General features: G+C 65.4%; 24 protein-coding genes. 9 read left to right on the forward strand and 15 right to left on the reverse strand.

All coding sequences use genetic code 11. The annotated features are described in order from the left end of the window. Window positions 1–592 precede the first annotated feature (592 nt). On the reverse strand, window positions 593–2,590 hold the full coding sequence (locus GA0061098_RS13050; protein WP_091956702.1) for a primary-amine oxidase: 1,998 nt from the start codon (window positions 2,588–2,590) through the stop codon (window positions 593–595). A gap of 15 nt (window positions 2,591–2,605) precedes the next feature. Then, window positions 2,606–3,796 (reverse strand): serine hydrolase domain-containing protein, encoded by a 1,191-nt coding sequence (locus GA0061098_RS13055; protein WP_091956703.1) that lies wholly within the window; start codon window positions 3,794–3,796, stop codon window positions 2,606–2,608. Window positions 3,797–3,977: 181 nt separating this feature from the next. Between GA0061098_RS13055 and GA0061098_RS13060 the strand changes: the two genes are divergently transcribed. Then, window positions 3,978–4,964 (forward strand): helix-turn-helix domain-containing protein, encoded by a 987-nt coding sequence (locus tag GA0061098_RS13060; RefSeq protein WP_091956704.1) that lies wholly within the window; start codon window positions 3,978–3,980, stop codon window positions 4,962–4,964. Between the two features lie 6 nt (window positions 4,965–4,970). On the opposite strand, the gene GA0061098_RS13065 is transcribed toward GA0061098_RS13060, so the two are convergent. From GA0061098_RS13065 to GA0061098_RS13080, 4 genes are all read right to left on the reverse strand, one after another. After that, window positions 4,971–5,636 carry a methionine ABC transporter permease gene (locus GA0061098_RS13065; RefSeq protein WP_091956705.1) on the reverse strand — a complete coding sequence of 222 codons (666 nt, stop codon included), beginning with the start codon at window positions 5,634–5,636 and terminating at the stop codon, window positions 4,971–4,973. Then, on the reverse strand, window positions 5,626–6,777 hold the full coding sequence (locus GA0061098_RS13070; protein ID WP_208610648.1) for a methionine ABC transporter ATP-binding protein: 1,152 nt from the start codon (window positions 6,775–6,777) through the stop codon (window positions 5,626–5,628). Before GA0061098_RS13070 ends, GA0061098_RS13065 begins: the two co-directional genes overlap by 11 nt. A gap of 240 nt (window positions 6,778–7,017) precedes the next feature. Next, entirely contained in the window at window positions 7,018–8,490 is a 1,473-nt protein-coding gene (locus GA0061098_RS13075) for a DASS family sodium-coupled anion symporter (protein WP_091956706.1), read from the reverse strand. A gap of 110 nt (window positions 8,491–8,600) precedes the next feature. Next, entirely contained in the window at window positions 8,601–9,407 is an 807-nt protein-coding gene (locus GA0061098_RS13080) for an enoyl-CoA hydratase/isomerase family protein (protein WP_091956707.1), read from the reverse strand. A gap of 122 nt (window positions 9,408–9,529) precedes the next feature. On the opposite strand from GA0061098_RS13080, the gene nthA reads away from it, so the two are divergent. The 3 genes from nthA to GA0061098_RS13095 are packed head-to-tail and all read left to right on the forward strand — an operon-like array spanning window position 9,530 to window position 11,201. After that, on the forward strand, window positions 9,530–10,165 hold the full coding sequence (nthA, locus tag GA0061098_RS13085) for a nitrile hydratase subunit alpha (RefSeq protein ID WP_091956708.1): 636 nt from the start codon (window positions 9,530–9,532) through the stop codon (window positions 10,163–10,165). Beyond that, window positions 10,162–10,824, forward strand: a complete 663-nt coding sequence (gene nthB / locus GA0061098_RS13090; protein WP_091956709.1) for a nitrile hydratase subunit beta — start codon at window positions 10,162–10,164, stop codon at window positions 10,822–10,824. The genes nthA and nthB overlap by 4 nt, the downstream gene beginning before the upstream one ends. Further along, window positions 10,821–11,201: a nitrile hydratase accessory protein gene (locus GA0061098_RS13095; protein WP_091956710.1), complete on the forward strand. Its 381-nt coding sequence runs from the start codon at window positions 10,821–10,823 to the stop codon at window positions 11,199–11,201. Before nthB ends, GA0061098_RS13095 begins: the two co-directional genes overlap by 4 nt. A gap of 162 nt (window positions 11,202–11,363) precedes the next feature. Here GA0061098_RS13095 and queC read toward each other — a convergent pair whose 3' ends face one another. Beyond that, window positions 11,364–12,080 carry a 7-cyano-7-deazaguanine synthase QueC gene (gene queC, locus GA0061098_RS13100; RefSeq protein WP_091956711.1) on the reverse strand — a complete coding sequence of 239 codons (717 nt, stop codon included), beginning with the start codon at window positions 12,078–12,080 and terminating at the stop codon, window positions 11,364–11,366. 126 nt (window positions 12,081–12,206) lie between these two features. Here queC and mazG point away from each other — a divergent pair, with 126 nt between their 5' ends. After that, window positions 12,207–13,025 carry a nucleoside triphosphate pyrophosphohydrolase gene (mazG, locus tag GA0061098_RS13105; protein ID WP_091956712.1) on the forward strand — a complete coding sequence of 273 codons (819 nt, stop codon included), beginning with the start codon at window positions 12,207–12,209 and terminating at the stop codon, window positions 13,023–13,025. Between the two features lie 13 nt (window positions 13,026–13,038). After that, entirely contained in the window at window positions 13,039–13,497 is a 459-nt protein-coding gene (locus GA0061098_RS13110; RefSeq protein WP_091956713.1) for a GNAT family N-acetyltransferase, read from the forward strand. A gap of 56 nt (window positions 13,498–13,553) precedes the next feature. Here the strand turns inward: GA0061098_RS13110 and hflX are convergent, their stop codons facing one another. From hflX to GA0061098_RS13130, 4 genes are all read right to left on the reverse strand, one after another. Further along, window positions 13,554–14,936: a GTPase HflX gene (gene hflX, locus GA0061098_RS13115; RefSeq protein WP_165637332.1), complete on the reverse strand. Its 1,383-nt coding sequence runs from the start codon at window positions 14,934–14,936 to the stop codon at window positions 13,554–13,556. 11 nt (window positions 14,937–14,947) lie between these two features. Next, a complete protein-coding gene (hfq, locus tag GA0061098_RS13120; RefSeq protein ID WP_007591126.1) occupies window positions 14,948–15,196 on the reverse strand; it encodes an RNA chaperone Hfq in 249 nt (82 codons plus the stop codon). 313 nt (window positions 15,197–15,509) lie between these two features. Then, on the reverse strand, window positions 15,510–16,880 hold the full coding sequence (gene ntrX / locus GA0061098_RS13125) for a nitrogen assimilation response regulator NtrX (RefSeq protein ID WP_091956714.1): 1,371 nt from the start codon (window positions 16,878–16,880) through the stop codon (window positions 15,510–15,512). Between the two features lie 17 nt (window positions 16,881–16,897). Then, window positions 16,898–19,294: a sensor histidine kinase gene (locus GA0061098_RS13130; protein ID WP_091956715.1), complete on the reverse strand. Its 2,397-nt coding sequence runs from the start codon at window positions 19,292–19,294 to the stop codon at window positions 16,898–16,900. Window positions 19,295–19,490: 196 nt separating this feature from the next. Here GA0061098_RS13130 and GA0061098_RS44910 point away from each other — a divergent pair, with 196 nt between their 5' ends. Further along, window positions 19,491–19,637: a hypothetical protein gene (locus tag GA0061098_RS44910; protein WP_165637333.1), complete on the forward strand. Its 147-nt coding sequence runs from the start codon at window positions 19,491–19,493 to the stop codon at window positions 19,635–19,637. Window positions 19,638–19,842: 205 nt separating this feature from the next. Here the strand turns inward: GA0061098_RS44910 and ntrC are convergent, their stop codons facing one another. The 3 genes from ntrC to dusB are packed head-to-tail and all read right to left on the reverse strand — an operon-like array spanning window position 19,843 to window position 23,462. After that, entirely contained in the window at window positions 19,843–21,285 is a 1,443-nt protein-coding gene (ntrC, locus tag GA0061098_RS13135) for a nitrogen regulation protein NR(I) (RefSeq protein ID WP_028144677.1), read from the reverse strand. 9 nt (window positions 21,286–21,294) lie between these two features. Then, complete coding sequence (locus tag GA0061098_RS13140; RefSeq protein ID WP_091956964.1) at window positions 21,295–22,464, reverse strand: two-component system sensor histidine kinase NtrB; 1,170 nt, start codon at window positions 22,462–22,464, stop codon at window positions 21,295–21,297. After that, window positions 22,461–23,462, reverse strand: a complete 1,002-nt coding sequence (gene dusB / locus GA0061098_RS13145) for a tRNA dihydrouridine synthase DusB (protein WP_091956716.1) — start codon at window positions 23,460–23,462, stop codon at window positions 22,461–22,463. The genes GA0061098_RS13140 and dusB overlap by 4 nt, the downstream gene beginning before the upstream one ends. Before the next feature lie 280 nt (window positions 23,463–23,742). Between dusB and GA0061098_RS13150 the strand changes: the two genes are divergently transcribed. Next, window positions 23,743–24,924 carry a bifunctional 2-C-methyl-D-erythritol 4-phosphate cytidylyltransferase/2-C-methyl-D-erythritol 2,4-cyclodiphosphate synthase gene (locus GA0061098_RS13150; RefSeq protein ID WP_091956717.1) on the forward strand — a complete coding sequence of 394 codons (1,182 nt, stop codon included), beginning with the start codon at window positions 23,743–23,745 and terminating at the stop codon, window positions 24,922–24,924. Window positions 24,925–24,927: 3 nt separating this feature from the next. Beyond that, window positions 24,928–25,536, forward strand: a complete 609-nt coding sequence (locus GA0061098_RS13155; RefSeq protein WP_091956718.1) for a CinA family protein — start codon at window positions 24,928–24,930, stop codon at window positions 25,534–25,536. Window positions 25,537–25,542: 6 nt separating this feature from the next. Here the strand turns inward: GA0061098_RS13155 and GA0061098_RS13160 are convergent, their stop codons facing one another. After that, window positions 25,543–26,319, reverse strand: a complete 777-nt coding sequence (locus GA0061098_RS13160) for a mechanosensitive ion channel family protein (protein WP_091956719.1) — start codon at window positions 26,317–26,319, stop codon at window positions 25,543–25,545. Window positions 26,320–26,485 lie beyond the last annotated feature (166 nt).

The following is a 26,485-nucleotide window of genomic DNA, read 5'->3' on the forward strand; positions in this document are numbered from 1 at the left end:
ATGAGGCCGACTGAGTTGGGGTGGCTGGTTGCGCAGATGAGCGACGATTGGCGCGAGAGGTGCGTGTCGCGGCCCTGCGCGATGAGGCAACCGCCGCAGGACGGGCGCGCTTAACCGGCGCATCGACGGTGACAGCGGGAATCTGCGTCTGCGCCTCCACGGAACCAAAGGGAACCACGAGCGAGAATGTGCTGACCGCTCCGAGGAGCAGCATCCGAATCTGTCGACGACGCGTGCCCTCACGCGAAGAAAGTTGGTAGTCGGTCACGTCTTTCGAGGCCCCACGCACTGCCGGCTTTGCCGGTATCGTTTTTGGTGCCCCGCCCTAACTCAGGCGGTTTGCGAGTGCGATAGGAACGAAGTTAGAATCTCTCCAGAGGCGTGCGCAGCGCGTGCGACGAATGCGCTCATGCCGAATTGCCGCGCACGGTGCCACGCAGTCGTCGTGCTCCACATTTGGAATGCTTCTAGATAGAAACACTCCCTCACCATTCGGCAATGGCTGGAAGCGATCAGCTTGCTACCGCGCGAGAATCGCCAACGACCGACGCGCTTGGCGCTACCGAAAAATCCGATCGAGCCCGATCGGACTCTATGACTTACTGGCGCGGCAACAGGATTCGTCGGCGGTGTTGCTCGCGCGTGCCAGCACGCTGCGGCTGTTGCGGTCCGGCGGGATGTCGCCGGCCGCATTGGCGGCGAAAAAGCCGGTCGGCTTCAGCAGGAAGCCGGCATATTCCACCGGCATGATCGGAAAGTCCTCGGGCTTGCAGACATGGGTGTGGCCGAAAGAGTGCCACAGCACGATGTCGGCATTCTCGATGTTGCGGTCCTTCGCGGCATAACGTGGCAGGCCATCGCCGCCGGCATGGACGTTGGGATAATCGCCGCTCGCGTATTTCTCGGCCGGATCGAATGCAGTCACCCAGACATGCTTGGTGGCGAAGCCGCCGCGCTTGCGCACGTAACTGCCCTCCTGCGCCAGCATCAGCGGGCTCGGATTGACGACGAGCTTGTAAGCGGGAGCATTGCCGACCGAGTTGGTCTCGTTGGGATTGCTGATCTTCCAGAACCGGCCGGTTTGGCCGTTGGCGATGCCCGCCGCGTCATGCTCGCGCGACAGCACCCGCGTCGTGGTGTCGAAGACGTTGCCGTGCGGATTGTCGTCACCCCAGGGCCGCGGCACAAAATCGTGCTCGGTGACGGTGTTGCCGCCGCCGTCGAGATCCATGTGCAGGCGCACGTTGAAGAAGTGCTGGTGCGTCGGTCCGCCCAGATTGTCGTCGACCATGCCGCCCCATTTGTATGTCTCGCCTGATGGCACCGCGGCGGTCTGGATGATGCCGGTGAGCTTGGTCTCCAGCTGGATCGTGCCGTCCTGGTAGAGATACCAGTAGAAGCCGTAGTCGTAATTTCCGACGGTCGCAAAAAACGAGATCACGAGCCGCCGCGAGCGGCGGACCTCGAACAGGCCGTTGCGGAACTCATAGTGTTTCCAGGCGATCCCGTAGTCTTCCTCATGCATGCAGATGGCGTTCTGCATGACGAAGGGCTCGCCCTTGTTGTCGGCGGCGGGCACGTCGAAATAGCGGATGTTGCCGAGACAGTCGCAGCCGAGCTCGAGCGCGTTCGCAAGCATGCCGAGGCCGTATTCGCCGGCATCGAACGCCGACTTCCAGAAATGGTTCGCGGTCGGATCGGCGTAAGGCACCACCATCTCGGTGACGCTGGCGCGATGGATCAGAGAGCGCCTGCGCGCGCCGTCCTGGTAGGCGAGCTGATGCAGCACGAGGCCCTCGCGCGGCGTGAAGCCGATGCGAAAGCTCCATTTCTGCCAGTCGACCTTCCAGCCATCGACCTGAAAGCTCGCACCTTCCGGCTGCTCGATATGCAGCGGCTTGATGCCGGCGCGCGGATTGGTCAGCTCATGCGCGCCGTAGTTCCGCTTCTTGCGCGGAATCGGCACGATCGGATCCACATCCGTGAGGTCGATGACCTTGCCGCCGATCAGGTCAACGACAGCGACCACGCCTTCGATCGGGTGCGCATAGCCGTTGTCCTGAAGGTGCTCGCGAAAATAGCTGATGGCCCGCACGATACGGGCGCCACGCTCGAACTCCTTGTCGAAGAAACCCGACGAGAACGGATCGACCTGGACCAGCTCGATGTCCTTGTCGGAGAGCCCGCGCCGCACCATCGCCGCCCGCCAGCCCGGATCGGTCTTCACCACGGCCTCGCACTTGAAGAACTCTTCCAGCATTACCGGCGGCTGCCCGTAAGGTGCCTCGCGGTTCGGGATGATCTTGCGGCCGACGATCTCGCCACGGCCGAGATCAACGATATGCTCGATCGCCTCGCCCGTGGTGACGTCGAGCGTCAACGCGAAGGCGCGGCGCCCTACGCCGCCTGCGGCCAGCTCATGCTTGGTCGGCTCCTCCAACCGGACTGTCGGGAAGCGGCAGTTCTCCGATGAGGTCACGGCGGCGCGCACCAGCGTGCAGGTGGCGGTGATCTCCTCGGCCGTCAGTGGATCGAGCGGATGCGGCGTCGCGGTCTCTGTTTGCGATTTGGCTTTGACGGTATCGAGCATGGGAATGTCCAGAAATCAGACGAGATGCGCGGTGATGGCGCTGAAGGCGGCGAACCAGCGCTGGTCGATCGGCACGTCCATCGCCTTGGGCTGGGTCGCGAGCTTGACGATGACGGTGTCCGAGTCGAGGTCGACATAGAGGTGCTGGCCGTGAATGCCGATCGCGGTGAGCGCGTTGCGCGACGGATCGATCGTGAACCATTTGCTGCGATAGCGCGCGCCCGGGAAGAACTCGGCGAGGTCGCCGTCGGCCCAGGCCTTGGGATCGCCGTTCTCGCGGATGTCATCGATCCACCAGCCCGGCACCACCTGCCGCCCCTCGACCACGCCGCGGCAGCGGATCATCTCGCCGAAACGGATGAGGTCACGCGCGGTCACCGAGATGCCGCCGGCGATGCGGCCCATGCCGTGGCTGTCGAGCGTGAGCGAGCCGTCTTCCTCCGCGCCCAGGGGCTGCCAGAGATATTCGGAGAGGATGCGATGGTAGGGCATGCCGCAGGCACGCTCATAGACCCAGCCGAGCACCTCGGTATTGGGCGAGACGTAGTGGAACACCTTGCCGTGCGGCTTGCCGGTGCCGCGCAGCGTCGTGAGATAAGCGCGCTGGTGGCCTGCCGCGACGCCCGGCGGCGGCACGTCCCAGCCCGAAGAGAACCGATAGCGCGCAACGTCGCCGGCGGGGTCCTCGTAATCCTCCTCGAACTTGATGGCGACGGCCATGTCGAGCAGGTTGCGGACGCTGCAGCCGGCGTAGACCGACGTCTCCAGTTCCGGCACGTAGCGCACCACCCTCGCCTCGGGATCGAGCAGCCCTCTCTCGGCCATCACGCCGCCGAGCGTGCCGGCAATCGCCTTGCTGATCGAGCAGATCAGATGCGGCGTGGTCACGCTCGTGCCATCGCCGTACCATTCGTGGATCAGCGTGCCCCGGTGCATGACGAGGAGCGTATCGGCAAAGGTCTCGCGAAGCGTGGCTTCGATCGTGGTCTCCTGGCCATCAGGCGCGGTGAAGCCGAGTTTTGCCAGTTCGCGCGGCGCGCTTCGCATTAGCGTCGGCTGGGCCGAGCGGCGGATCTCTGCGGTCGGCAGCACTTCACGGGTGTGAATAAAGCCCCAGCGGATCGCGGGAAAGCTGCGCCAATTGGCGCGCGTCACCTGCGCCTCGGGCGCGGGCGGGCTGCCGCGCATGATCTCGGTCGGTCGCATCTCGATCCCTCCGCAAAGCGCCGTCCCGGCTGCGTTGTCGAAACGGCAGGACCGAAGCCTGCACCACGGCGCCATCGGGCGTTATCGAGATCCGGCAATATTTTGCTGGACAGCGTCCGTAGCCGTGCCAGTCTGGTGTGGTTCTTGCTGGCTGTCGGGTGGTGAATTTCGACGTGTCGTCATGCCCTTAGGCGCAACTCTTCCGACTCTGGACTCGGCTGCCGGCCTGTTTCGGGCCAGCAGTACCGATGTCGACGAGCATTGCGCTTCGCTCGGTCGCTGGCGGCTCAGCTACGACCAGATCAGCGCCGGAGCCTTCAGGGGCAGCTTCACCCAACTCTCCCTGCTCCAGCTCGACGTCTTCTGCGAGATCACCAGCCAGCAGGTCCGCCAATACGGCCAGTTGGGGGCCGACAGCTTCGGCATCGGTCTGCCCTGGCACGGTGACGGCGAGGTCAATTGCAACGGCGCCAGCGTTGCAGGTGCCCAGGTCATCGCCTGCATCGACGCCGAGGTCGATATGTGCACGCCGAAGTCATTCGAGCTGCGCGGTGTTGTCGCCAGCGCGGCGCTGATCGAGGAGCTTGCGGCCCGGCTCGATATCGAGCTGCCACGCGCAGTCTGGCACCAGTTGCGGGTGATCGAGATGGCGCAGGTACCGGTCGCGCGATTGCGCGGTCACCTTGCCGCGATCCACGAGACCATCTCGACTGCCCCCGAACGGTTCGACGATCCGGCCGTCGGGCAGGCGCTGGAAGACGCCCTTCTCGTCGAGATCATGGACATGCTGCCGACCGCACGCCCCAGCGATCCCGGCCGCAGCGCCGCGACGCGCAAGCGCACGGTCGATCGTGCGCGGGCGCTGATGCATGGCAGCGGCGATCGCTCGCTCTCGCTGCTGGAGGTCTGCAAGGCGGTCGGCGCCAGCCCGCGCAAGCTCGGCTATTGCTTCCAGGAGGTTTTGGGAACGAGCCCGATGCACTACTGGCGAGCAATGCGGCTGAACCGCGTGCGGCGGGATCTGAAACGCGCCGGCGGCACCGATGCCTCGGTCTACGACGTCGCCGTGCAGCACGGCTTCTGGCACTTCAGCCAGTTCTCGCTCGACTACAAGCGCCACTTCTCCGAACTGCCCTCGGAGACGCTGCGCCGCGCCAGGTGTACCTGATCCGGCTCAGCGATGCCGCAGCCGGCGATTGACCCGGCGCGCCAGATAATCGCCCGCGCTCTGGACCAGCTGCACCAGTGCGATCAGCACGACGACAACGGCCAGCATCATCTCCGGCATGAAGCGCTGATAGCCGTAGCGGATGCCGAGATCACCCAAGCCCCCACCGCCGACCGCGCCGACCATCGCGGAGTAGCCGAGCAGACTGACCACAGCGAGCGTCAGTGCCAGCAGAAGTCCCGGCAGCGCCTCGGGGATCAGCACCTTGAACACGATCTGAAGCGGCGAGGCGCCGAACGAGGACGCCGTCTCGATCAGGCCGCCATCGACCTCGCGGATGGCAGCTTCGACCAGACGCGCGATGAAGGGCGCCGACGCGATCGTCAGCGGCACGATTGCGGCGGTCGATCCGATCGAGGTGCCGGCAACGAAGCGCGTGAACGGGATGATGGCGACGACGAGGATGATGAAGGGTGTGGACCGCGTCGCATTGACGACGATGCCGAGGACGCGATTGACGATGGGGGCGGCGAACAGCTCCCCTTTCCGGCTGGTCGCGAGGAAGACGCCGAGCGGAAGGCCGAAGGCGGTGCCAAGCAGCGCCGCGATGCCGACCATGTACAGGCTCTCGAAGGTGGCCTGGACGATCAGGTTGATGAGTTCAGGCGACATAGCCGAGATGCTCCGCCGAGAATTGATGTTGAGAGAGGAAGGCGAGCGTGCGCGCCACTGCGTCCTCGCCGCCAGAAATACCGAGAGGAATGCCGAGAACGAGCGAGCCGACGTGCTGACCGCCGATCTCGTCGATGCGCGCTGCCAGCAGCGATACGTCCAGGCCGAGCTCGCGGGCCAGCCGCGCGACCAGGGTGTCGCCGACCCCTGCCCCTCGCACCTGGAGGCGGATCACGGCTTGCCCGGCGGCGGACGGCTCCGCCACGATCCGGCTCGCCAGCGAGACGGGCAAGCTGTCGCCGGTCACCTCGGCCAGGAAGGATTGTGTGATCGGATGCTTGGGGTGGGTGAAGATATCCGCGACATGGCCGCTTTCGACCACATGGCCGGCGTCGAGCACCACGACGTCCCGGGCGAGCTGGCGCACCACGGACATTTCGTGGGTGATCAATACGATGGTCACCCCGAGCTCGCGGTTGATGTTCGCGAGCAGATCCAGGATTGCGCGCGTGGTCTGCGGATCGAGCGCGGAGGTCGCCTCGTCCGACAGCAGCACGCTCGGCCGGGTCGCCAGCGCCCGGGCGATGCCGACGCGCTGCTTCTGGCCGCCCGAGAGCTCCGACGGATAGCGGTCGTGCTTGTCGGCGATGCCGACGAGCGCGAGCAGCTCGGTGACGCGGGCCTTGATATCGGCCTTGGCCCAGCCGGCGATCTCGAGTGGCAGCGCGATGTTGTCGGCCGCCGTGCGCGACGACAGCAGGTTGAAATGCTGGAAGATCATGCCGATCGAGCGCTGCGCCAGCCGTAGCTCGCGCCCCGCCAACGCGGAGATGTCGCGACCGTCGACGACGACGCGCCCCGTGGTCGGCTTCTCCAAGCCGTTGATGAGCCGCACGAGGCTCGACTTGCCGGCGCCGGAGCGGCCGATCACACCGGTGATGGAACCGCGCGGGATCGCGAAGTCGATGTTTTGCAACGCGTTGACGCCGGGCTTGCCGCGATAGGCCGGATAGGTCTTCGAGATGCTGGCGAAACGGACCATCGCGTCCGGCTCAGCTGCGGCAGGTGAAATCGCTTCACACCTCTCGATCGGCTGTCCGATCGCGAGCGATTGGTGGGCATTCATGGAAGCGGCCTTCATGCACAATAGTTCGCTTGCCCGCCGGCCCCTCGGGGCGCACGGGAACCGGGCCGCATCGGGCGACGGGGATGAAACTGCGGTGAGGGTTCGGGTGGAACGCGCTGCATCGCAGCACGCACCATCGCCCTTTCAGGTCGGTCTTGCAATGTCAGATATTTGGAAGGAGTTGGACGAAGTTTTCCCAAATCCTGCCCGGAGAAGAATTTTCCTTCGCCGGGGCTATCGGCGTCCCGCCCGAGCTCATCCCATCTGCAACCATGGCAGCACGATCAGCAGGATCCCGGCGAAATAGAGCAGCCCGAACAGCAGGCCAAAACCCCAGAACTGGCCCTTCCCGATATAGCCGCTGCCGAAATACATCGGCGCCGGCCCGGTCGCGTAAGGCGAGATCACGCCCATCAGGCCCAGCGAATACATGCAGAGCATGGCGAGCGTCGTGACCGGCAGGCCGGGGATGCCCGATCCCACCGCGAGCACGACCGGCAGCACGGCGGCGGCATGCGAGGTGATGCTCGAGAAGAAATAGTGGATCCAGAAGAACAGCGCGACCAGCAGCAGCATCGCGGTCGATGGCGACAGCCCGGCGAGCGGTTTTGCGTATTCGGTCGCGAACCATTTGATGAAGCCGATCTCGTTGAGGCCGGAGGCCAGCGTCAGTAGCGAGGTGAAATAGAAGAACACCTCCCAGGCGCTCTTCTCGCTGACGATGTCGGCAAATTCGATCACGCCGGTCACCAGCATCAGCGAGATCACGATGAACACGACGGTGGTGGCATTAACGAAGTTCGAGCCGAGCACGGGAATGTGGATGTCCGGGCTGGAGCCCGCGATCCACAGGAACATCGCGAGCACGATCAGGCCGAGCATGATCCACTCGTTGCGCGACATCGGGCCCATCCCGGCGAGTTCCTTCGCCGCCCATTCGGTGATTTCCGGGCTGCTCTTCACCTCTGGCCGGCACACCAGATAGCTGAGCAGCGGCACGAGCACCATCAGCAGGATGCCGAGCGGCGCGAAGCCCAGAAACCACTGGCCCCAGCTGACCTCGACGCCGGCGGTCTTCTTGGCGATCGCCAGCGCCGCCGCGTTGGGCGCAAGCGCGGTGAAGAACAGCGAGCTCGTGACGGCGGTCGCGGCAAAGGCGGTCCACATCACATAGGTGCCGATCCTGCCGGCGGTCGGCCCCGGCTCGGATCCATAGATGCGCGGAATGTTGCTGATGATGGGATAGACGATGCCGCCGCTGCGCGCGGTGTTCGACGGCGTTGCCGGCGCGAGCAGGAAGTCCGACATCGCCACCGCATAACCGAGGCCGAGCGTGTTGCGGCCTAGGCGCTGCACCAGCACCAATGCAATGCGCCGGCCGAGCTGGCTCTTGCGATAGCCGATCGAGAACACGAAGGCGCCGACGATGAGCCAGACCGTGCTCTCGGCAAAGCCTGCCAGCATCCAGCGCAGCGACTTGCCGGGATCAGGGTCGATATAGCCGGCAACGCCCGCGACCGTCAGGCCGATGAAGCCGACCGCGCCGACCGGCATCGATTCCAGGATGAGCCCGGTGATGACGGCCGCGAACACGGCGAAATAGTGCCACTGATTGACGTTGAGCCCTGCAGGCACCGGCCACAGATAGATCACCAGCCACACCGCGAGCGGCGCGACCAGTTTCCAGCGAAAGCCTTTCGCCTCCGGCGCCTGCGAGCTAGCAGTCATGGGCCCTCCCCCTCGATCGTCGTCGCCTGTGCGGCCCGTGGCGAGCCTGCTCTTGTCCCTGCGCCGCGTATACGAACTGCCGGTTGTGCGATCAATGGCCCGGCATAGATCTACCGCCCCTTGAAGCGCGGCTTGCGGCGGCCCAGGAACGCCTCGACGCCCTCCTTGTGATCCTCGCTGAGGCTGGCGAGCGCGAACTGATCGACGTCCATGTGGCTGGCGAGATCGTCCAGCGCATGCGCGAGCCGGTTGACGGTCAGCTTCGTCATCGCCACCGAGAGCGGCGGCTGCGCGGCGACCTTGCGCGCAAGATCCATGGCGGCATCGAAGGCATGGCCAGGATCGACCACCTGCTCCACCAGGCGCCATTCATGGGCCTCATCCGCTGAGATGCGCTCATCAGCCAGGATCACCGCCTGCTTGGTGCGGGCCGGCCCCATCAGGTGCAGCATGCGCGGGATGCTCTGCCAGCTCATGTTCATGCCGAGCCCGATTTCGGGTACGCGCAGATGCGCATCGCGGCCCATGATGCGGAAGTCGAGCGCGACGGCCAGCGCGACGCCGCCGCCGACGCAGAAGCCCTCGATCGCCGCGATCGTGATCTGCTCCATCTCCTGCCAGGCGTGCGTCAGACGCGGCCCGAGCTTGAGGTGCCGCCGCAGCGTGCCGAGGTCCATCTCCTTGCGCGAGCGCCCCTCGGCGTCCTTGAGGTCGAAGCCGGCGCTGAATGCGCCCGAGCTGCCGGTCAATACGACGACCGACGTCGCGGCATCGTCCTCGAAACTGCGAGCCGCCGCGGTCAGCTGCCGCAATGCCTCGGGTGACAGGGCATTGATGCCGTCGCCCCGATCGAATCGCACCACTGCAATCCGCCCCTCAGGCCCGAGGCCCTTTTCGATCTTCACGTAGTCCGTCACCCACGTCTCCCCATCTGCTTTGCGGCGATGCTAGCCTACATCCGGCCTCACGAATATGGGACCCGGTTGCGCCGCAGCGCATACTCGACAGGCCCAGGCCATTGCGCTTAATCTTCGCCGCCATGAGCCATGATCACGACCATCACCACCATCACGATCACGACCATTCCGAGCTGTCGGAGACCGAGCTGCGCGTGCGCGCGCTCGAGACGATCCTGACCGAAAAAGGCTATGTCGAGCCCGCCGCGCTCGACGCCATCATCCAGGCCTATGAGATCAAGATCGGTCCGCACAACGGCGCGCGCGTCGTCGCCAAGGCCTGGACCGATCCAGCGTTCAAAAAGGCGCTGCTGGAGGACGGTAGCAAGGCGATCGGCACGCTCGGCCATGTCAGCCGCGTCGGCGACCATCTCGTCGTGGTCGAGAACACACCCGCGCGACACAACATGGTCGTGTGCACGCTGTGCTCCTGCTACCCCTGGGAAATGCTGGGATTGCCGCCGGTCTGGTACAAGGCGGCGCCCTACCGCTCGCGCGCCGTGAAGGATCCCCGCGGCGTGCTCGCCGATTTCGACGTCACCCTGCCGAAGGACATCGAGATCCGGGTGTGGGATTCTACCGCGGAGACGCGCTTCCTGGTGCTGCCAATGCGGCCCGAAGGCACCGAGGGCTGGAGCGAGGAGCAGCTCGCTGAGCTCGTCACGCGCGATTCCATGATCGGCACCGGATTCCCGCGAAAGCCCGGAGCGCCGTCATGAACGGCGTGCACGACATGGGCGGCATGGACGGCTTCGGCAAGGTCGAGCCGGAGCCGAACGAGCCTGTCTTCCACGAGGAGTGGGAGTCCCGCGTGCTGGCGATGGTGCGCGCGATGGGCGCGGCCGGCGCCTTCAACATCGATACCTCGCGCTTCTATCGCGAGATGATCCCGCCGCACGTGTATCTGTCGAGCTCCTACTACAAGAAATGGTTTCTCGGGCTCGAGGAGATGCTGATCGAGAAAGGCTACCTCACCCGGGAGGAGGTCGCCGCCGGCCATGCGATGCAGCCTGCAAAGGCGCTCAAGAATGGCAAGCTGAAGCGCGACGATGTCGAGCGCACCATGGTGCGCGGCAAGTTCGCCCGCCCTGCTCCGGCCTCGGCAAAATTCAACATCGGCGATCGTGTGCGTGCGAAGAACATTCATCCGGCCACGCACACGCGGCTGCCGCGCTATGTGCGCGGCCATGTCGGCGTGGTCGAATTGAACCACGGCTGCCACGTGTTTCCGGATTCAGCGGCGATGGAGCTCGGCGAGAATCCGCAATGGCTCTACACGGTCGTGTTCGAAGGCCGCGATCTCTGGGGCGAGGATGGCGATCCCACCCTGAAGGTCTCGATCGACGCGTTCGAGCCCTATCTGGACCCGGCGTCATGAGCGGCACCGCTGCTGCCGCAGCCACCGCGGCCATACCCAGCATTCCCCGCGATGACGACGGCCCGGTGTTCCGCGCGCCCTGGGAGGCGCATGCGTTTGCGATGGCATTGACGCTGCACGAACGCGGCGTGTTCACCTGGCCGGAATGGGCCGCCGCCTTGGCCTCCGAGATCAAGCGGGCCCAGGCGGCCGGCGATCCCGATACGGGCGAGACCTATTATCTGCACTGGCTCGCCACGCTGGAGGGTCTGGTTGCGCGCAAGGGCGTCGCCTCGACGGAGACCCTGCACCGCTACCGCGACGCCTGGGACCACGCGGCCGATCGCACCCCGCACGGCAAGCCGATTGAGCTTAAGCCGGAGGATTTTGCAGGGTAGTCAATTGGCGCAATGTTCTGTGAGCGCTGCTGCTCCATCCAGCACTGTCATCACCCGCGAAGGCGGGTGATCCAGTATTCCAGAGACGCTGGAGGGATACGGAGACGCCGCAGCGTACTGGATTCCCCGCCTTCGCGGGGAATGACAGCGGAGATCGGAGCGCTATTTGCGCCCCGCCACAAACTCCCGCCACCCCTTCGCCCGCAGGCTGCACGCCGGGCACTCGCCGCAGCCAAAACCCCACTCGTGCTGCGCGCCGCGTTCGCCGAGATAGCAGGTGTGGGAGTGCTCGCGGATGAGATCGACCAGCCCCTCGCCGCCGAGATCCTGCGCGAGCTGCCAGGTCGCGGCCTTGTCGATCCACATCAAGGGCGTGTGCAGCTCGAATTGTCTGGCCATACCGAGCGAGAGCGCGGCCTGCATGGCGCGGATGGTGTCGTCGCGGCAATCGGGATAGCCGGAGTAATCCGTCTCGCACATGCCGCCGACGATGTGGGTGATGCCGCGCCGGTAGGCCAGCGCCGCCGCAAAAGTCAGGAATACCAGGTTGCGGCCGGGCACGAACGTATTCGGAAGGCCGTCGGCCCCCATCGCGATCGCGACATCGCGTGTCAGCGCGGTCTCGGACACCGCCGCCAGCGTCGGGATCGACAGCGTATGGCTCTCGCCGAGTTTTGCGGCCCAGTCCGCGCGCAGGTCCTTGATGCCGTCGAACAGCCGGTCGCGGCAGTCAAGCTCAACCGCATGACGCTGGCCGTAGTCGAACCCCAGCGTCTCCACGCGCGAAAAGCGGCTGAGCGCCCAGGCGAGGCAGGTGGTGGAATCCTGGCCGCCGGAAAACAGCACCAGCGCGGTTTGTGATGACAATGGATCACTCATGGACCGCGCTTTAGCACTGCAGACGCGGCCCGCCAATCAGTGGAAATCGGCCTGTTCCGCCCCGCCGCGCTGGGAACGGCGGGCCGCTTTTGGCATAAGGTTTTGGAGCCAGGAGAGCGCCCCGCAATGACCCCTTCCCGCGACATTTCCCGCCTGATCGAGATCATGGCGGCGCTGCGCACGCCGGTGACCGGCTGCCCCTGGGACCTCGAGCAGGATTTTGCGACCATCGCGCCCTACACGATCGAGGAGGCCTATGAGGTAGTCGAGGCCATTAGCCGCGGCGATCTCGACGATCTCAGAGAGGAGCTCGGCGACCTCCTGCTCCAGGTGGTCTTCCACGCCCAGATGGCTTCGGAGCAGAACGCCTTTGCTTTCGGAGACGTGGTCGAGGCGATCACGCGAAAAATGATCCGGCGCCATCCCCACGTCTTCGCCGACAAGGACGGCAATCTCGCCTCCTCCCATGTCAAGGAAGTCTGGGACCGCATCAAGGCCGAAGAGAAAGCCGAACGCGCCGCGCGGCGTCCGCCGGAGCAGGTGCCGACGCACAAATCGCTGCTGTCAGGCGTCAAGGCCGGCCAGCCCGCACTGACCCGCGCCATGGAGCTCCAGCGCAAGGCCTCCACCGTCGGCTTCGACTGGAACGACCCGCGCGCGGTGCTGCAAAAGATCCGCGAGGAGGCCGACGAGATCGAGGCCGCGCTCGACCGCAACGACAAGCAGGAGATTGCGGAAGAGACCGGTGACCTGATGTTCGCCCTCGTCAACCTCGCCCGCCATGTCGATGCCGATCCGGAGGCCGCATTGCGTGCAACCAACGCAAAATTCGAGCGGCGCTTTGCCTACATCGAACGGGCGCTGGAAGCGCAGGGCCGCACGCTGGAGCAGGCGTCGCTGGCGGAGATGGACGCGCTGTGGAATGCGGCGAAGACGGCGACTTGATACGGGGCACGCAGTGGACATCAGGCAGGACGATCCGAAGGCGCCGCATGTCGCCGACTTGTTGGCACATCACCTCGAAGAACTCCGCAGCGTCATGGGCGAGCACGCGCAGGCCCTGGACGCGAGCGGCCTTTCGGCTCCGACCGTGACGTTCTGGACGGCTTGGCAGGACGGCGTGCTGGCTGGCTTCGGGGCCCTGAAGCAGCTGGATGAGACGCACGGCGAAGTGAAGTCGATGCGCGCTGCGCCCAGTGCGCGGCGGACCGGGGCCGGACGCACGATTCTGAACCACATCATTGCCGAAGGCCGCAAGCGCGGATATGCGCGTCTCAGCCTGGAAACCGGCACGGCGCCGCTGCACGTGCCGGCCGTCGCGCTCTACCGCAGCGCCGGCTTCGTATCCTGCGCGCCGTTTGCCGACTATCAGGCGAGCCCGCACAACCAGTTCATGAGCCTTGATCTGTCTGGGTGATTATCTCAGCGTGTAGCCCGGATGGAGCCAGCGCAATCCGGGCTACGAAGTGCGCTTTACGCGGACAGACGCGGCACGGCATCAAACCTGTTCACCACGATGTCCCGCTTCGTTTCATCCACCCGCACGGTCATATCAAAACGGCCGTCGTGCAGCTCTTTCGCCAGCACCTCGGCATTGCGGTGCAGCCAGCTGATGCCGGCGCCGTCGGCGGCGTCGATCGAGAGATCGAGCGTCGTGCGCTTGGCCGCTAACCGCTCCTCGATCGCGGCGAGCAATGCGTCGACGCCCTCGCCCGACACGGCCGAGACCAGCATCGCGGGATGATCCTCCGGCCTGCGCGCGACGATGTTCAGGAGCTCTTCGCGCTGCTCGGAATCGTAGCGGTCGATCTTGTTCCAGACCTCGATGATGCGGCCGCTGTCGTCGGGATTGATGCCGAGCTGGCGCAGCACGGCGTCGACGTCGCTCTGCTGGGCCTCGGCATCTTCATGGGATATGTCGCGCACATGCAGGATGACGTCGGCTTCGAGCACCTCCTCCAGCGTGGCACGGAAGGCGGCGACGAGCTGGGTCGGCAGGTTGGAGATGAAGCCGACGGTGTCCGACAGCATCGCCTTGCCGCCATGCGGCAGGTTGAGGGCGCGCAGCGTCGGGTCGAGCGTGGCGAACAGCATGTCCGCGGCCTGCACGTCGGCACGCGTCAGGCGGTTGAACAGCGTCGACTTGCCGGCATTGGTGTAGCCGACCAGCGCCACGACACGATACGGCACGCGCTGGCGGCCGGCACGATGCAGCCGCCGTGTCGCCTGCACCTTCTTCAGCTCGCCCTCGAGCTTGGAGATGCGCTCCTGGATCAGGCGTCGGTCCGCTTCGATCTGCGTCTCGCCGGGACCGCCCATGAAGCCGAAGCCGCCGCGCTGGCGCTCCAGATGGGTCCATGATCGCACCAGGCGCGAGCGCTGGTAGTTGAGATGCGCGAGCTCGACTTGGAGCGAGCCTTCCTTGGTCTTGGCGCGGCGGCCGAAGATTTCCAGGATCAGCCCGGTGCGGTCGAGCACCTTGGCATGCAATTCCTTCTCGAGATTGCGCTGCTGGATCGGTGCCAGCGCGCAGTCCATCACCACGAGCTCGACGTCGAGGCTCTTGGCCAGCGCGGCGATCTCCTCGACCTTGCCCTTGCCGATATAGGTCGCGGGGCGGATCTGGCTGATCGGCGCGATGATCGCGTCGGCAATGACGAGATCGATCGCACGCGCGAGGCCGGCGGCTTCATCGAGCCGGGCCTCGGCGTTGCGCTGGATATGAGTCTCCGATTGCGCGTCGGCACCGCCTGCGCGCACCCGCAAATAGGGGCCGATGACAAGCACCCGCCCCGTCTGCTTAGCCCCTGCCGACCGCGGACGGTCGGCATCCCCGTCGAAATTCCGGGGTTCCAATCAGATCACTCTCAAGCCGGCTGATCCTCGCCGCCTTCGAACAACTGGATCGGCGCACCCGGCATGATGGTCGAGATCGCATGCTTGTAGACGAGCTGCGAATGACCGTCGCGCCGAAGCAGTAAACAGAAATTGTCGAACCAGGTCACGATGCCCTGGAGCTTCACTCCGTTGACCAGAAAGATCGTCAGTGGCGTCTTGGTTTTGCGAACGTGATTAAGGAAGGTGTCCTGTAGGTTTTGTGCGCGGTCTGCCGCCATTGTTTTTTTCTCGCTTTGAGTTTCTTTTTATTGCGCCGGTTGCGGCCCTCTTTGTGAAGGTCGGAGCCTCTCCCGGTTGCCGTTCCTCATGAGATCCCCCTCGGAAGGAACAGCTGTGCAATTAGAGGACAGGTGGACCTATTAGGCAAGCCGCTTCACGCGGCAACGGTCGCCGTATTGCCCCGAAAAACTACGGAAATCGATGAATTTCCTCGTTTTCTTCCAAGGTGTCGCCGCAACGTCGCGGCGTTAGAATCCTGTTTTGACGGCATTTTCCCAGTGCGAACCGGTACCCGCTTCGCACGAAAACGCGCTAGCCGACACCGAGCGCTTTCAACTTTCGATGCAGCGCCGACCGTTCCATGCCAACGAACTCGGCTGTGCGAGAAATATTTCCTGAAAAACGACTGATCTGTGCAATCAAATAGTCGCGCTCGAACACCTCGCGCGCCTCGCGCAGCGGCAGGCCCATGATGTGCTCGCCATTGTTGCTGGTCGGCATCGCCGGCACCATGGAGCCGACGTCCTGCGGCAACATGTCGGCCGTGATGATGACCTCCGGTCCACCGGCGGCGAGAATCATGACTCTTTCAACGTTGTTGCGGAGCTGGCGCACATTGCCCGGCCAGACATGCGATTGCAGCACCGCCATCGCGTCCTGCCCGATCTGCCGCTTGGGCAGGCCGCTGCCGGCCGAGATCTGCTCCATGAAATAGTCGATCAATTCCGGGATGTCCTCGCGCCGCTCGGAGAGCGCAGGCACGCGGATCGGCACCACCGAGAGCCGATGATAGAGGTCCTCGCGGAAGTGGCCGGCCGCGATCTCCTCTTCGAGATTTCGCGCGGTCGAGGAGATGATGCGGACGTCGACCTGCACCTTGGCGGTGCCGCCGACGCGCTGGAACGACTGCTCCACCAGCACCCGCAGGATCTTGTTCTGGGTCTCGCGTGGCATGTCCGCGATCTCGTCAATGAACAGCGTGCCGCCATGGGCTTCCTCGAGCGCGCCGGGCTTGCGTGCCTGTTCGCCGTTGGACTGCTCGACGCCGAACAGCTCGTGCTCCATGCGGTCGGGCGTGATCGCGGCTGCGTTGATGACGACGAAGGGACCGTCGGCGCGGCCCGAGGCCGTATGCAGCGTGCGTGCCGTCAATTCCTTGCCGGCGCCGGCGGGACCGACGATCAGGATGCGGCTGTTGGCCTTGGCCGCGCGCTCGATGGTCTGGCGCAACTGGTTCATGCTCGGCGAGCGGCCGACGAGCTGGCTGGCGCTCGGCGCCAGCTGCTTCAGCTCCTTGACCTCGCGCTTGAGCCGCGAGTTCTCCAGCGCCCTGGTCGCGACCAGGATCAGCCGGTCGGCCTTGAACGGCTTCTCGATGAAGTCGTAGGCACCGCGCTTGATCGCGGCGACCGCGGTCTCGATGTTGCCGTGGCCGGAGATCATCACGACCGGCAAGTCGGCATTATCCTTCTTGACCTGCTCCAGGAGCTGCAAGCCGTCGAGCTTGGAGCCCTGCAGCCAGATGTCGAGGAACACCAGGTGCGGCCGCCGGTTGGCGATTTCAGCCAGTGCGGAGTCGCTGTCGCGCGCAGTCCGCGTGACAAAACCCTCGTCCTCGAGAATGCCTGCGACGAGATCCCGAATATCGGCCTCATCATCGACAATCAGAATTTCACTTGCCATGGGTCGCGCCTGTCTTGTCAGCTGCCTGTTGAGGCTTCGATTTTCGGTGAATCATTGGTCTTTTCAGCGGCCTCTTTGGTTTCGGCCGCCAGCTCTTTTGTTTCCTGCGCCGGGTCCTTGACAGGAGCGCCGGCCTGCTCGCCGGATGCTTCCTTGACCGCGGCCGCCGGGGCCTGCTCGGCTCCCTCGGACTTCGCGGGTTGCCCGGAGATCGCAAAGCGCATCCGCATCCAGGCACCGCGCTGGCCCTCGCGGAAGTCGGAAGCATCTTTCAGCTCGATGCGTCCGCCATGGTCTTCCAGCACGCGGCCGACGATCGCAAGGCCAAGGCCGGTGCCCTTGGCGCGCGTCGTGACATAGGGCTCGAGCAGCCGCGAGCGCGCGACCTTGGGCAGGCCGATGCCGTTGTCGATGACGTCGATCAGCACGTCCTCGCCCTGACGCGACACCACGACGTCGATATGACCTTTGCCGAGCTCCTCCGGCGGGACCTGCTCGATCGCCTCGGTGGCGTTCTTGACGATATTGGTGACCGCCTGCGAGATCAGCCGCCGGTCGAACTGGGCGCGGAGCGGATCCTCTTTGAATTCGGCCTCGATATCGATCTCGGGATGGGCGACCTTCATCAGGAACACGGCCTGCCGCACGGTGTCGGCGACGTCCTCGCCCTCCATCACCGGTTTCGGCATCCGTGCAAAGCGCGAGAACTCGTCGACCATGCGCCTGATGTCGTCGACCTGGCGCACGATGGTGTCGGTGCACTGCTCGAAGATCTGCTTGTCCTTGGCCTCTGTGATACCCTTGCCGAACTTGCGGCGAATGCGCTCGGCCGAAAGCTGGATCGGCGTCAGCGGGTTCTTGATCTCATGCGCGATGCGGCGCGCCACGTCGCCCCAGGCCGAGGTGCGCTGCGCCGAGACCAGCTCGGTGATGTCGTCGAGCGTGATGATGTAGCTGTCGTGCGGCTGGTTCTTCTCGGCGCTGACGCGGACCGAGAGATTGCGCTCGCTGCCGTCGCGGGTGATCGTGATCTGGCCCTGCACCAGACGCTGGCTCCCTTCCCGCGCCGCCTTCATCATCTCGTCGAGCTCGGGCAGCACGTCGGAGAGCGGATGACCGAGCGTCTCCGCCTCGGAATGCCCGATCAGCTTCTCGGCCGAGCGGTTCAAAATGCCGACGCTGCCGGAAGCATCGACGCCGATAATGCCGGCGCTTGCCGAGGACAGCACCGCTTCGATGAAGCGGCGGCGGCTGTCGATCAGGTCGCTGGCGTTGACGAGCTCATCACGCTGGCTGCGCAATTCCTGCGTCATCTTGTTGAAGGTCTCACCTAGCTGGGCGAGATCGCCTTCCGACTGGTGCACGGGTACCTGGACATGGAGGTCGCCGGTCGAGACCGTGTGTGCCGCGTTCATCAGCCGCCGGATCGGCGAGACCAGTGAGTTGGCGAAGTTCAGGCCGATCAGCACCGAAGCCATCAGGATGGTCAGCGCGATCACGGCGAACATCAGCGCAAAGGCCACCTGGATGCCGAGCCGGCGCGACTCGATCTGGGCGTATTCGGCGACGCTGACCTCGGTCTGCTTGAGCTGATTGACGACATTCGGATCAAGCGGACGGGCGACATAGAGGAAGGTGTCGCTGAAGGCGCGCAGCCGGATCACGGCGGCCACGAAGCTCGCATCGGGAAGGACCGCGATCTCGGGCTCGGACTCGTTGACGTTGCTGAGGAAGTCGGACGCGGGCGGCGAATAGGCGAGCCGCATGCCGGTGTCGGCGGATTCCAGGATGTTGGTGTTCTTGTCGATGATCATCGCGCCCGGCAGGTTGCGGGAACTGGCGCTGGCGCTCAGCATCTCCCGGAACGAGCGGCGATCCTGGTCGTAGAGCGGCCGGGCATGCGCGATGTCGTTGGCCATGCCGAGAATGTCGCCGCGGATCAGCTGCGCATGGTCCTGCATATAGGCCCGCGCAATCGTCAGCGAATTCTGGATCACCTCCTTGGTCGGGCCGGAGAACAGCCGGTCGAGGCCGCGTTCGATGGTGACGTTGGCAACGACGGCGACCAGCACCGCCGGCAGCACCGCCACGATCGAGAACAGGCTGACGATCTGGACATGGAGCCGTGCCGCCGCCCTGCCCCGCCGCCGCGCCAGGATCAGCTGCCAGAGCTCGCGGACGATGATCCCGACCAACAACAGGATCGTGGCCGCGTTGATCAGGTAGATCGAGCGGACCACCGCCGGCGTCGGCTCGATCGTGGTCAGGCCGGTCAGAACCAGGAAGGTCAGGAAAGCCGAGAGCAGTGCCAGCGCCACGGCAAAGGGCGCCAGCCAGCGCCGCGCCGACCAACGCCGGGGCTCTTCCGCTGGTGTCGTGTCAAAGTGTGCGGCCGAGGTGTCTGCGCTGGTCATTCCGGCAATGGTGGTGCTGAAAACGGGTCCGCGATGGGCGGATACTGATGTATTCGTACCACATTGTTGCCGAATTGCGACAATTCCGCGGCGCCCTCGCCGCGGCGGACGGGCGCATCCACAGGTGGATCATGGCCGATGTCGTGGACAGACCTCGCCTGCGGGAACGGTTTCCCACCGCTGCGGCTTGACCAGCATGGATAGATTCTTCCTCGCGATAATGGTTTCTGCCGTTCTGCTGCTGATCGTGGCGTCCGATCTGCTGGTCAATGGTCCGGCCCTGCAGGAGCCGACGACAGACGTCGCGCGTCTGGTGCCGTCCACCGAGCGATTGGTCAGGTGATGGATTGCGGTCGCGGGCGGCCGAATGCCTCACCCTTGTGTGACCGCGGAACATGTGTGACCGCGGAACATTTCGGCCCCGCCCCGACTTCTGCTCACCGCGTCAGCCAAAACGGCAGCGCGATCCGGACAGGCTCAGCTCCGCTTTGGTAGGGGGAGCTGAGCCACCGTCCGCGTAAACGCGTTCAGCGTTTGTTGCGAGGGAACTATCCCCCGCTCCGATAGACCTGGATGTCGAGATCCCGGATCTTCTTGCGCAGCGTGTTGCGGTTGAGGCCGAGCAGGTCTGCGGCGCGGATCTGGTTGCCGCGGGTGGCGGCGAGCGCGGCCGTGAGCAGCGGCACCTCGATCTCCTTGAGGATGCGGTGATAGAGGCCGGGCGGCGGCACGCCGTTGGGAAAGCCCTGGAAGTGCGAGGACAGATACGCCTCAACTGCGCCGCCGAGATTGTCGACGCCCTGCTGGACCGCGGCACCCGGGCTGACCGAAGGCGGCGCGAGCTCGCCGTCGATGACGGAAGCCGTGATCACGTCCTGCGGATAGAGCGCGGCGAGGCGCCGGGCGAGGTTTTCCAGCTCGCGCACGTTGCCGGGCCAGCGGTGCTGCTTCAGCCGCTCCAGCGCCAGCACGTCGAGCTTCTTGGGCGGCAGGCCGTCCTTCTCGGCCAGCGCGAAGAAGTGACGGATGAGATCGGGCAAATCCTCGATGCGCTCGCGGAGCGGCGGCAGCCGCAGCGGCACGACGTTGAGGCGGAAGAACAGATCTTCCCGGAACAGCCCCTGCTGGATCAGGACACGCAGATCCTTGTTGGAGGCCGCGACGATGCGCACGTCGGTCTTGATCGGGGTGCGGCCGCCGACGGTGGTGTATTCGCCCTGCTGCAGCACGCGCAGCAGACGGGTCTGCGCCTCCATCGGCATGTCGCCGATTTCGTCGAGAAACAGCGTGCCGCCCTCGGCCTGCTCGAACCGGCCGGAGGCGCGGGTGTTGGCGCCGGTGAAGGCGCCGCGCTCATGGCCGAACAGTTCGGATTCGATGAGGTCGCGCGGGATCGCCGCCATGTTGACCGCGACGAACGGGCCGTTGCGGCGCTTGCCGTAATCGTGCAGCGCGCGCGCCACCAGCTCCTTGCCGGTGCCGGACTCGCCGGTGATCATCACCGTCAGATCGGTCTGCATCAGCCGCGCCAGCACGCGGTAGATTTCCTGCATCGCCGGCGAGCGGCCGACCAGCGGGATCGCCTCCATCTCGGCGTCCTCGTCCGGCGTCGAGACCCGCTCCTTCGGCTCGGCCAGAGCGCGGCCGACGATGGCAATCAGCTCCTTGAGGTCGAACGGCTTCGGCAGATATTCGTACGCCCCGCGCTCGGAGGCGCGGATCGCCGTCATGAAGGTGTTCTGCGCGCTCATGACGATGACGGGCAGATTCGGCCGCATCTTCTTGATCCGCGGCAAGAGGTCGAAGGCGTTTTCGTCCGGCATCACCACGTCGGTGATGACGAGATCGCCCTCCCCCTGGCTGACCCAGCGCCACAGCGTTGCGGCATTGCCGGTCAGCCGCACTTCGTAGCCGGCGCGGGACAGTGCCTGATTGAGAACGGTGCGGATGGCGGTATCGTCATCGGCTACGAGAATGCTACCTGCGGGCATCGTTAATCCTCATTTCGCCCCCTGTGACGCAGGCGACGGCTTCCCGGCAGAGTCGGCGCGACTGCTTTGATCGGCATGTTTCACCGATGTGGAATACATCGGCATCAGCACGCGGAAGGTGGTCTTGCGCGGCTGAGATTCGCATTCGATGATGCCCCCGTGATCGCCGACGATCTTGGCGACCAGCGCCAGGCCGAGCCCTGAGCCGGTCTGCTTGGTGGTCACGAAGGGATCGAACAGGTTGGGCAGAAGATCGTCCGGCACGCCTGGTCCGTTGTCCTTCACGCAGAATTCGAGCGGCAAGGATACCCGGGATTTTTGACCGGGGACTGACAGGCGCACGCCGGGGCGGAACGCGGTGGTGAGCTGGATCTCGGCGTCGGGGACGTCGATCAGGGCTTCTGCGGCGTTCTTCACGAGATTGAGGAACACCTGGATCAGCTGGTCCTGGTTCGCCAGCACCGGCGGCAGCGAGGGATCGTAGTCCTCGATGAAGCGGATATTGCGGGCAAAACCGGACTGCGCCAGCCGTTTGACGTGGTCGAGCACTGAATGGATGTTGACGGGGCCGCGCGATACGGGGCGCTCGTCGCCGAACACCTCCATGCGGTCGACCAGCGTCACGATACGGTCGGCCTCGTCGCAGATCAGGCGCGTCAGCATGCGGTCCTCGGACGAGGCCTGCTGCTCGAGAAGCTGCGCCGCGCCGCGGATGCCCGAGAGCGGATTCTTGATCTCGTGCGCCAGCATCGCGGCCAGCGCGATGACCGAGCGCGCCGCGCTGCGATGGGTGAGCTGACGGTCCATCTTGTCGGCGATGGAACGCTCCTGGAGCATCACCACGATATGGCCGGGCCGCTCGGTCAGCGGCGCAACATGCAGATCGACCTGCCGGTCGCCGCCCATGCGCGGCGTGCCCAGATCGACCTTGTATTCATTCACCGGCGAGTTCGACGAGCGAACCTGGTCGATCAGCGCCAGCAACGGGCTGCCGAACGGCACCAGCTCTTTCAGCGACTGCCGCTTCAGGAACTGGGTCGAGATGTCGAAGAAGGCCTCGGTCGCGATATTGGCGGCGACGATCTTGCCGTCCGGCCCGATCATGAGAACGGGATTGGGCAAGGCATCCAGGATCGCGTCGCTGTCGGCGGGCCGGCGATGTTCAGCGGCTGAGCTCATGCAGCAGCGCTCCATCGGAAATCGTCGAAGGCATCCTGCAGCGACTGGTGGACGAGGCGCGGATCTTCCGAGGTCAGGATCTTCTGGCGCCAGGATTTCAGCTTTTCGGCCGGCGCGCGGCTTACCTCCGCCGCAACATCGAGCGCCCAGCCCAGATGCTTGCGGGCATGTCGCAGGCCGATGCGCAGACCATAGAGCGCGCAGACGCCCTCATAGAGCGTGCGGACATAATGCAGCTGCGTTTCCAGCGAGGGCGCAGCCTCCTCAGCCCCGCCCTGCAGGCGGCGGCCGATCTGACCGGGCAGCCAGGGCTGGCCCTGCGCGCCGCGGCCGATCATCACGGCGTCGGCGCCGGAGGCCTCGAGCGCCGCAAGCGCCTTCTCGTAAGTCGTGATGTCGCCGTTGACGACGAGCGGAAGGCAGGTGGCCTCGCGCACGGCGCGGATCGCATCCCAATCGGCCTCACCCTTGTAGAACTGGCTGCGGGTGCGGCCATGCACCGTAACGAGCTTGACGCCCGCGGCTTCCGCGCGCCGCGCCAGTTCCGGCGCGTTGCGGCTGCGGTCGTCCCAGCCGAGCCGCATCTTCAGCGTCACCGGCACCTTCACCGCCGCGATGGTCGCGTCGATCAGGCTGACGGCATGGTCGAGGTCGCGCATCAAGGCCGAGCCGGACTGGCCGCCGGTGACGTGGCGGGCCGGACAGCCCATGTTGATGTCGATGATATCGGCGCCTTCGGCTTCGGCGATCCGGGCGCCCTCCGCCATCCAATGCGTCTCGCAGCCGGCGAGCTGGACCACGTGCGGACCAATCCCGGTGGCTTCGCAACGCAACCGGGACATTCGGTGGCCGCTCGCAAGCTCATCGCTGGCAGTCATTTCGGACACGACGAGACCCGCGCCAAGCTCGGCGGCCAACCGGCGGACGGGCGAGTCAGTCACCCCCGACATCGGTGCCAGGAAGACCGGGGTGGCGACATCAATATCGCCTATTTTCAACGGCTTAGAGCCGGATACTGCCGAACCGGTCACAGGGGTCTCGTTGACTGGGCAGGGCCTCATCGCGCCTGCCATGACCTATCTTGCGCACAATTCTTGTGCAGTCAAGCGTCATGCCTACAGTTTAGACAATTCTGCAAATCTTTCAAGTGCAGTGCAGCAAATTGCTGTTTCCAACAATCCGGGGAAACCCCCTTTTTTTGCGGGCCTGCCGTGCTAGAGGCATGCGGCAATCACCCCACTCCCCGACTCTCCATCACCAACTGAGTATTCGAGTCCTATGGCGAAATCACAACGCACCGCAGTCGTCCTCGTGGCAGCCGGGCGTGGACTGCGTGCGGGCGCCGGCGGGCCGAAGCAATATCGCGAGATCGGCGGCGTGCCCGTGATCTATCGCGCCATGGAAGCCTTCAGCCGCCACGCCGACGTGTTTGCGGTGCAGCCGGTGGTGAACCCCGATGACAGCGCCATGTTCACGGCCGCGGTCGCGGGGCTCAAGCACGAGCCGCCGACCAATGGCGGTGCGACCCGGCAGGCCTCGGTGCTCGCTGGCCTCGAAGCGCTGGTCAAGCACGAGCCCGACATCGTGCTGATCCACGACGCCGCCCGCCCCTTCGTCTCGGAAGGATTGATCTCGCGCGCGATCGAGGCGGCGAGCCGCGCCGGCGCTGCGATCCCCGCCGTTCCCGTCACCGACACCATCAAGCTCACCGGCGATGGCGGCAATGTCGAGGGGACCCCGGACCGCGCGCGCCTGCGCATCGCGCAGACGCCGCAATCCTTTCGTTTCGATGTCATCCTCGAAGCGCATCGTCGCGCGGCGAACGACGGCCGCAGCGATTTCACCGACGATGCCGCGATTGCCGAATGGGCGGGATTGACGGTTGCAACCTTTGAAGGCGATGTTGCCAACATGAAGCTCACCACTCCCGAGGATTTCGTGCGCGAGGAAGCGCGCCTGGCTGCCCAGCTCGGCGATATCAGGACCGGCACCGGCTATGACGTGCACGCCTTCGGCGAAGGCGACCATCTCATGCTCTGCGGCGTGCGCGTGCCGCACACCAAGGGTTTTCTCGCCCATTCCGACGGCGATGTCGGCCTGCATGCACTGGTCGACGCCATCCTCGGCGCGCTCGCCGACGGCGACATCGGCTCGCACTTTCCGCCGAGCGATGCGAAGTGGAAGGGCGCCTCCTCCGACCAGTTCCTGAAATACGCCATCGAGCGCGTCACGGCGCGCGGCGGCCGCGTTGCCAATCTCGAGGTGACCATGATCTGCGAGCGGCCGAAGATCGGCCCGCTCCGCGACACCATGCGCGCGCGTATCGCCGAGATTTCGGGCGTCGACATCTCGCGCGTCGCGGTGAAGGCGACCACCAGCGAGCGGCTCGGCTTCACCGGCCGTGAGGAAGGCATCGCAGCGACCGCGAGCGCCACCATCCGTCTTCCCTGGAGCGTCTAGGCCATGGGCGGCAGCGACGCACGCGCCCTCTCCCGCTCGCTGCTCGACCTGTGCCGGATGCGCAAGCTGACGATCGCGACGGCTGAATCCTGCACCGGCGGCCTCGTCGCCGCCGCGCTGACCGACATCCCCGGCTCCTCCGACGTGATCGACCGTGGCTTCGTCACCTATTCCAACGACGCCAAGCGCGCGATGCTCGGGGTCGAAGCCGGCACGCTCACGAACTTCGGTGCCGTCAGCAAGGAGACCGCGACTGCGATGGCGGTCGGCGCGCTGGAGCGTGCCGGCGTCGATCTCGCCGTCGCCATCACCGGCATTGCCGGCCCCGGAGGCGCGACGCCCGGCAAGCCGGTCGGTCTCGTGCATTTCGCCGCCGCCGCGCGCGACGGCCGCATCATCCACCGCGAGCACCGTTTTGGCGCGATCGGCCGCAGCGCCGTGCGCGCGCGCTCGGTGGTCGAGGCACTGCGCATGCTGATGGATCTGGCCCGCGGCCCGCAGCCCCAGGCCAAGCCGCGCCGTCCCGCTGCAAGCCGCCTGCGCCCGCGCGTGACACGCTCGCCGCGCCGGCATGTGGCCAAACGACGAACGCCGCGGTCGCCGCGGGGCTGAAGCGCCTCAGGCCGCCGCCAGCAGCGCGCTCGCATGGTCGAGCACCCGCTGCCTGACCGCATCGGCATCTGACGGATTCACCCTTGCGCTGACCGTCAATTCCACGACGGGCACCGCGGGATCGGCGGCGATCACCTTCGACACATTGACCGACGGCGCGCCGCCCTTGGCGATGCGGGGATCGTCGCGCAGATGTTTCAGGATCTGGTCGGCCAGCGCGTTGGCCGATCCAGCCCTGACCGGAAACGCAACCTTGACCTCGCCCGTGCCTGGATAGGCGCTGCGGTTGATGATGGCCGCGCCCCACACCTGGCCGTTGGGCAACAGGATCTGCGTGTTGTCGGGCGCGACCAGCTCGGTCATGAACAGCGACAGCGACTTCACTTTGCCCGCCTTGCCGGCGACCTCGACATCGTTACCGATATGAAAGGGCCGGAACAGCAGCAGCATCACGCCGGCGGCGAGATTGGAGAGCGTGCCCTGAAGTGCCAGACCAATGGCGAGCGAGGTCGCGCCCAGCACGGCAACGAGGCTCGCGGTCTGGATGCCGAAGAGCTGAAGCACGGCGATGCCGACCACGGCCAGCACGCCGTAACGCGCGAGGCTGCCCACGAACAATGTCACGAGCGGGTCGACGCGGTGAGTGACGCTCAACAGGCGCGTGACGAACCGCTGCATGGCGCCCGACAGGTACCAGCCGATCGCGAGCAGAAGGATCGCGTAAATCGCGTTCAAGCCATACAGGACGAGCGAGGCTTTCAACGTGTCGAAATTGATGGTCATGGCGGCTCCAACCCGGACAATCGGTTGCAAACTCACTGCGGCGCGAATTGATCCCGAAGGGAACACGGTCCCGCAGGGCGGATTAGCGAAGCGCAATCCGCCGCGTCTCTCTCCTCGGTGTCTGGCACGGCGGATTACCCCTTCGGCTAATCCGCCCTACGTCCAC

It is taken from the genome of Bradyrhizobium shewense, assembly GCF_900094605.1.
Lineage (GTDB): Bacteria > Pseudomonadota > Alphaproteobacteria > Rhizobiales > Xanthobacteraceae > Bradyrhizobium > Bradyrhizobium shewense.

What these genes read in the sequence shown, in the direction of transcription:
- GA0061098_RS13050 (WP_091956702.1), bottom strand. Translation starts at nt 2,590, where the DNA reads ATGCTCGATACCGTCAAAGCCAAATCGCAAACAGAGACCGCGACGCCG.
- GA0061098_RS13055 (WP_091956703.1), bottom strand. Translation starts at nt 3,796, where the DNA reads ATGCGACCGACCGAGATCATGCGCGGCAGCCCGCCCGCGCCCGAGGCG.
- GA0061098_RS13060 (WP_091956704.1), top strand. Translation starts at nt 3,978, where the DNA reads ATGCCCTTAGGCGCAACTCTTCCGACTCTGGACTCGGCTGCCGGCCTG.
- GA0061098_RS13065 (WP_091956705.1), bottom strand. Translation starts at nt 5,636, where the DNA reads ATGTCGCCTGAACTCATCAACCTGATCGTCCAGGCCACCTTCGAGAGC.
- GA0061098_RS13070 (WP_208610648.1), bottom strand. Translation starts at nt 6,777, where the DNA reads ATGAAGGCCGCTTCCATGAATGCCCACCAATCGCTCGCGATCGGACAG.
- GA0061098_RS13075 (WP_091956706.1), bottom strand. Translation starts at nt 8,490, where the DNA reads ATGACTGCTAGCTCGCAGGCGCCGGAGGCGAAAGGCTTTCGCTGGAAA.
- nthA (WP_091956708.1), top strand. Translation starts at nt 9,530, where the DNA reads ATGAGCCATGATCACGACCATCACCACCATCACGATCACGACCATTCC.
- nthB (WP_091956709.1), top strand. Translation starts at nt 10,162, where the DNA reads ATGAACGGCGTGCACGACATGGGCGGCATGGACGGCTTCGGCAAGGTC.
- GA0061098_RS13095 (WP_091956710.1), top strand. Translation starts at nt 10,821, where the DNA reads ATGAGCGGCACCGCTGCTGCCGCAGCCACCGCGGCCATACCCAGCATT.
- queC (WP_091956711.1), bottom strand. Translation starts at nt 12,080, where the DNA reads ATGAGTGATCCATTGTCATCACAAACCGCGCTGGTGCTGTTTTCCGGC.
- mazG (WP_091956712.1), top strand. Translation starts at nt 12,207, where the DNA reads ATGACCCCTTCCCGCGACATTTCCCGCCTGATCGAGATCATGGCGGCG.
- hfq (WP_007591126.1), bottom strand. Translation starts at nt 15,196, where the DNA reads ATGGCGGCAGACCGCGCACAAAACCTACAGGACACCTTCCTTAATCAC.
- ntrX (WP_091956714.1), bottom strand. Translation starts at nt 16,880, where the DNA reads ATGGCAAGTGAAATTCTGATTGTCGATGATGAGGCCGATATTCGGGAT.
- GA0061098_RS13130 (WP_091956715.1), bottom strand. Translation starts at nt 19,294, where the DNA reads ATGACCAGCGCAGACACCTCGGCCGCACACTTTGACACGACACCAGCG.
- GA0061098_RS44910 (WP_165637333.1), top strand. Translation starts at nt 19,491, where the DNA reads ATGGATAGATTCTTCCTCGCGATAATGGTTTCTGCCGTTCTGCTGCTG.
- ntrC (WP_028144677.1), bottom strand. Translation starts at nt 21,285, where the DNA reads ATGCCCGCAGGTAGCATTCTCGTAGCCGATGACGATACCGCCATCCGC.
- GA0061098_RS13140 (WP_091956964.1), bottom strand. Translation starts at nt 22,464, where the DNA reads ATGAGCTCAGCCGCTGAACATCGCCGGCCCGCCGACAGCGACGCGATC.
- GA0061098_RS13150 (WP_091956717.1), top strand. Translation starts at nt 23,743, where the DNA reads ATGGCGAAATCACAACGCACCGCAGTCGTCCTCGTGGCAGCCGGGCGT.
- GA0061098_RS13155 (WP_091956718.1), top strand. Translation starts at nt 24,928, where the DNA reads ATGGGCGGCAGCGACGCACGCGCCCTCTCCCGCTCGCTGCTCGACCTG.
- GA0061098_RS13160 (WP_091956719.1), bottom strand. Translation starts at nt 26,319, where the DNA reads ATGACCATCAATTTCGACACGTTGAAAGCCTCGCTCGTCCTGTATGGC.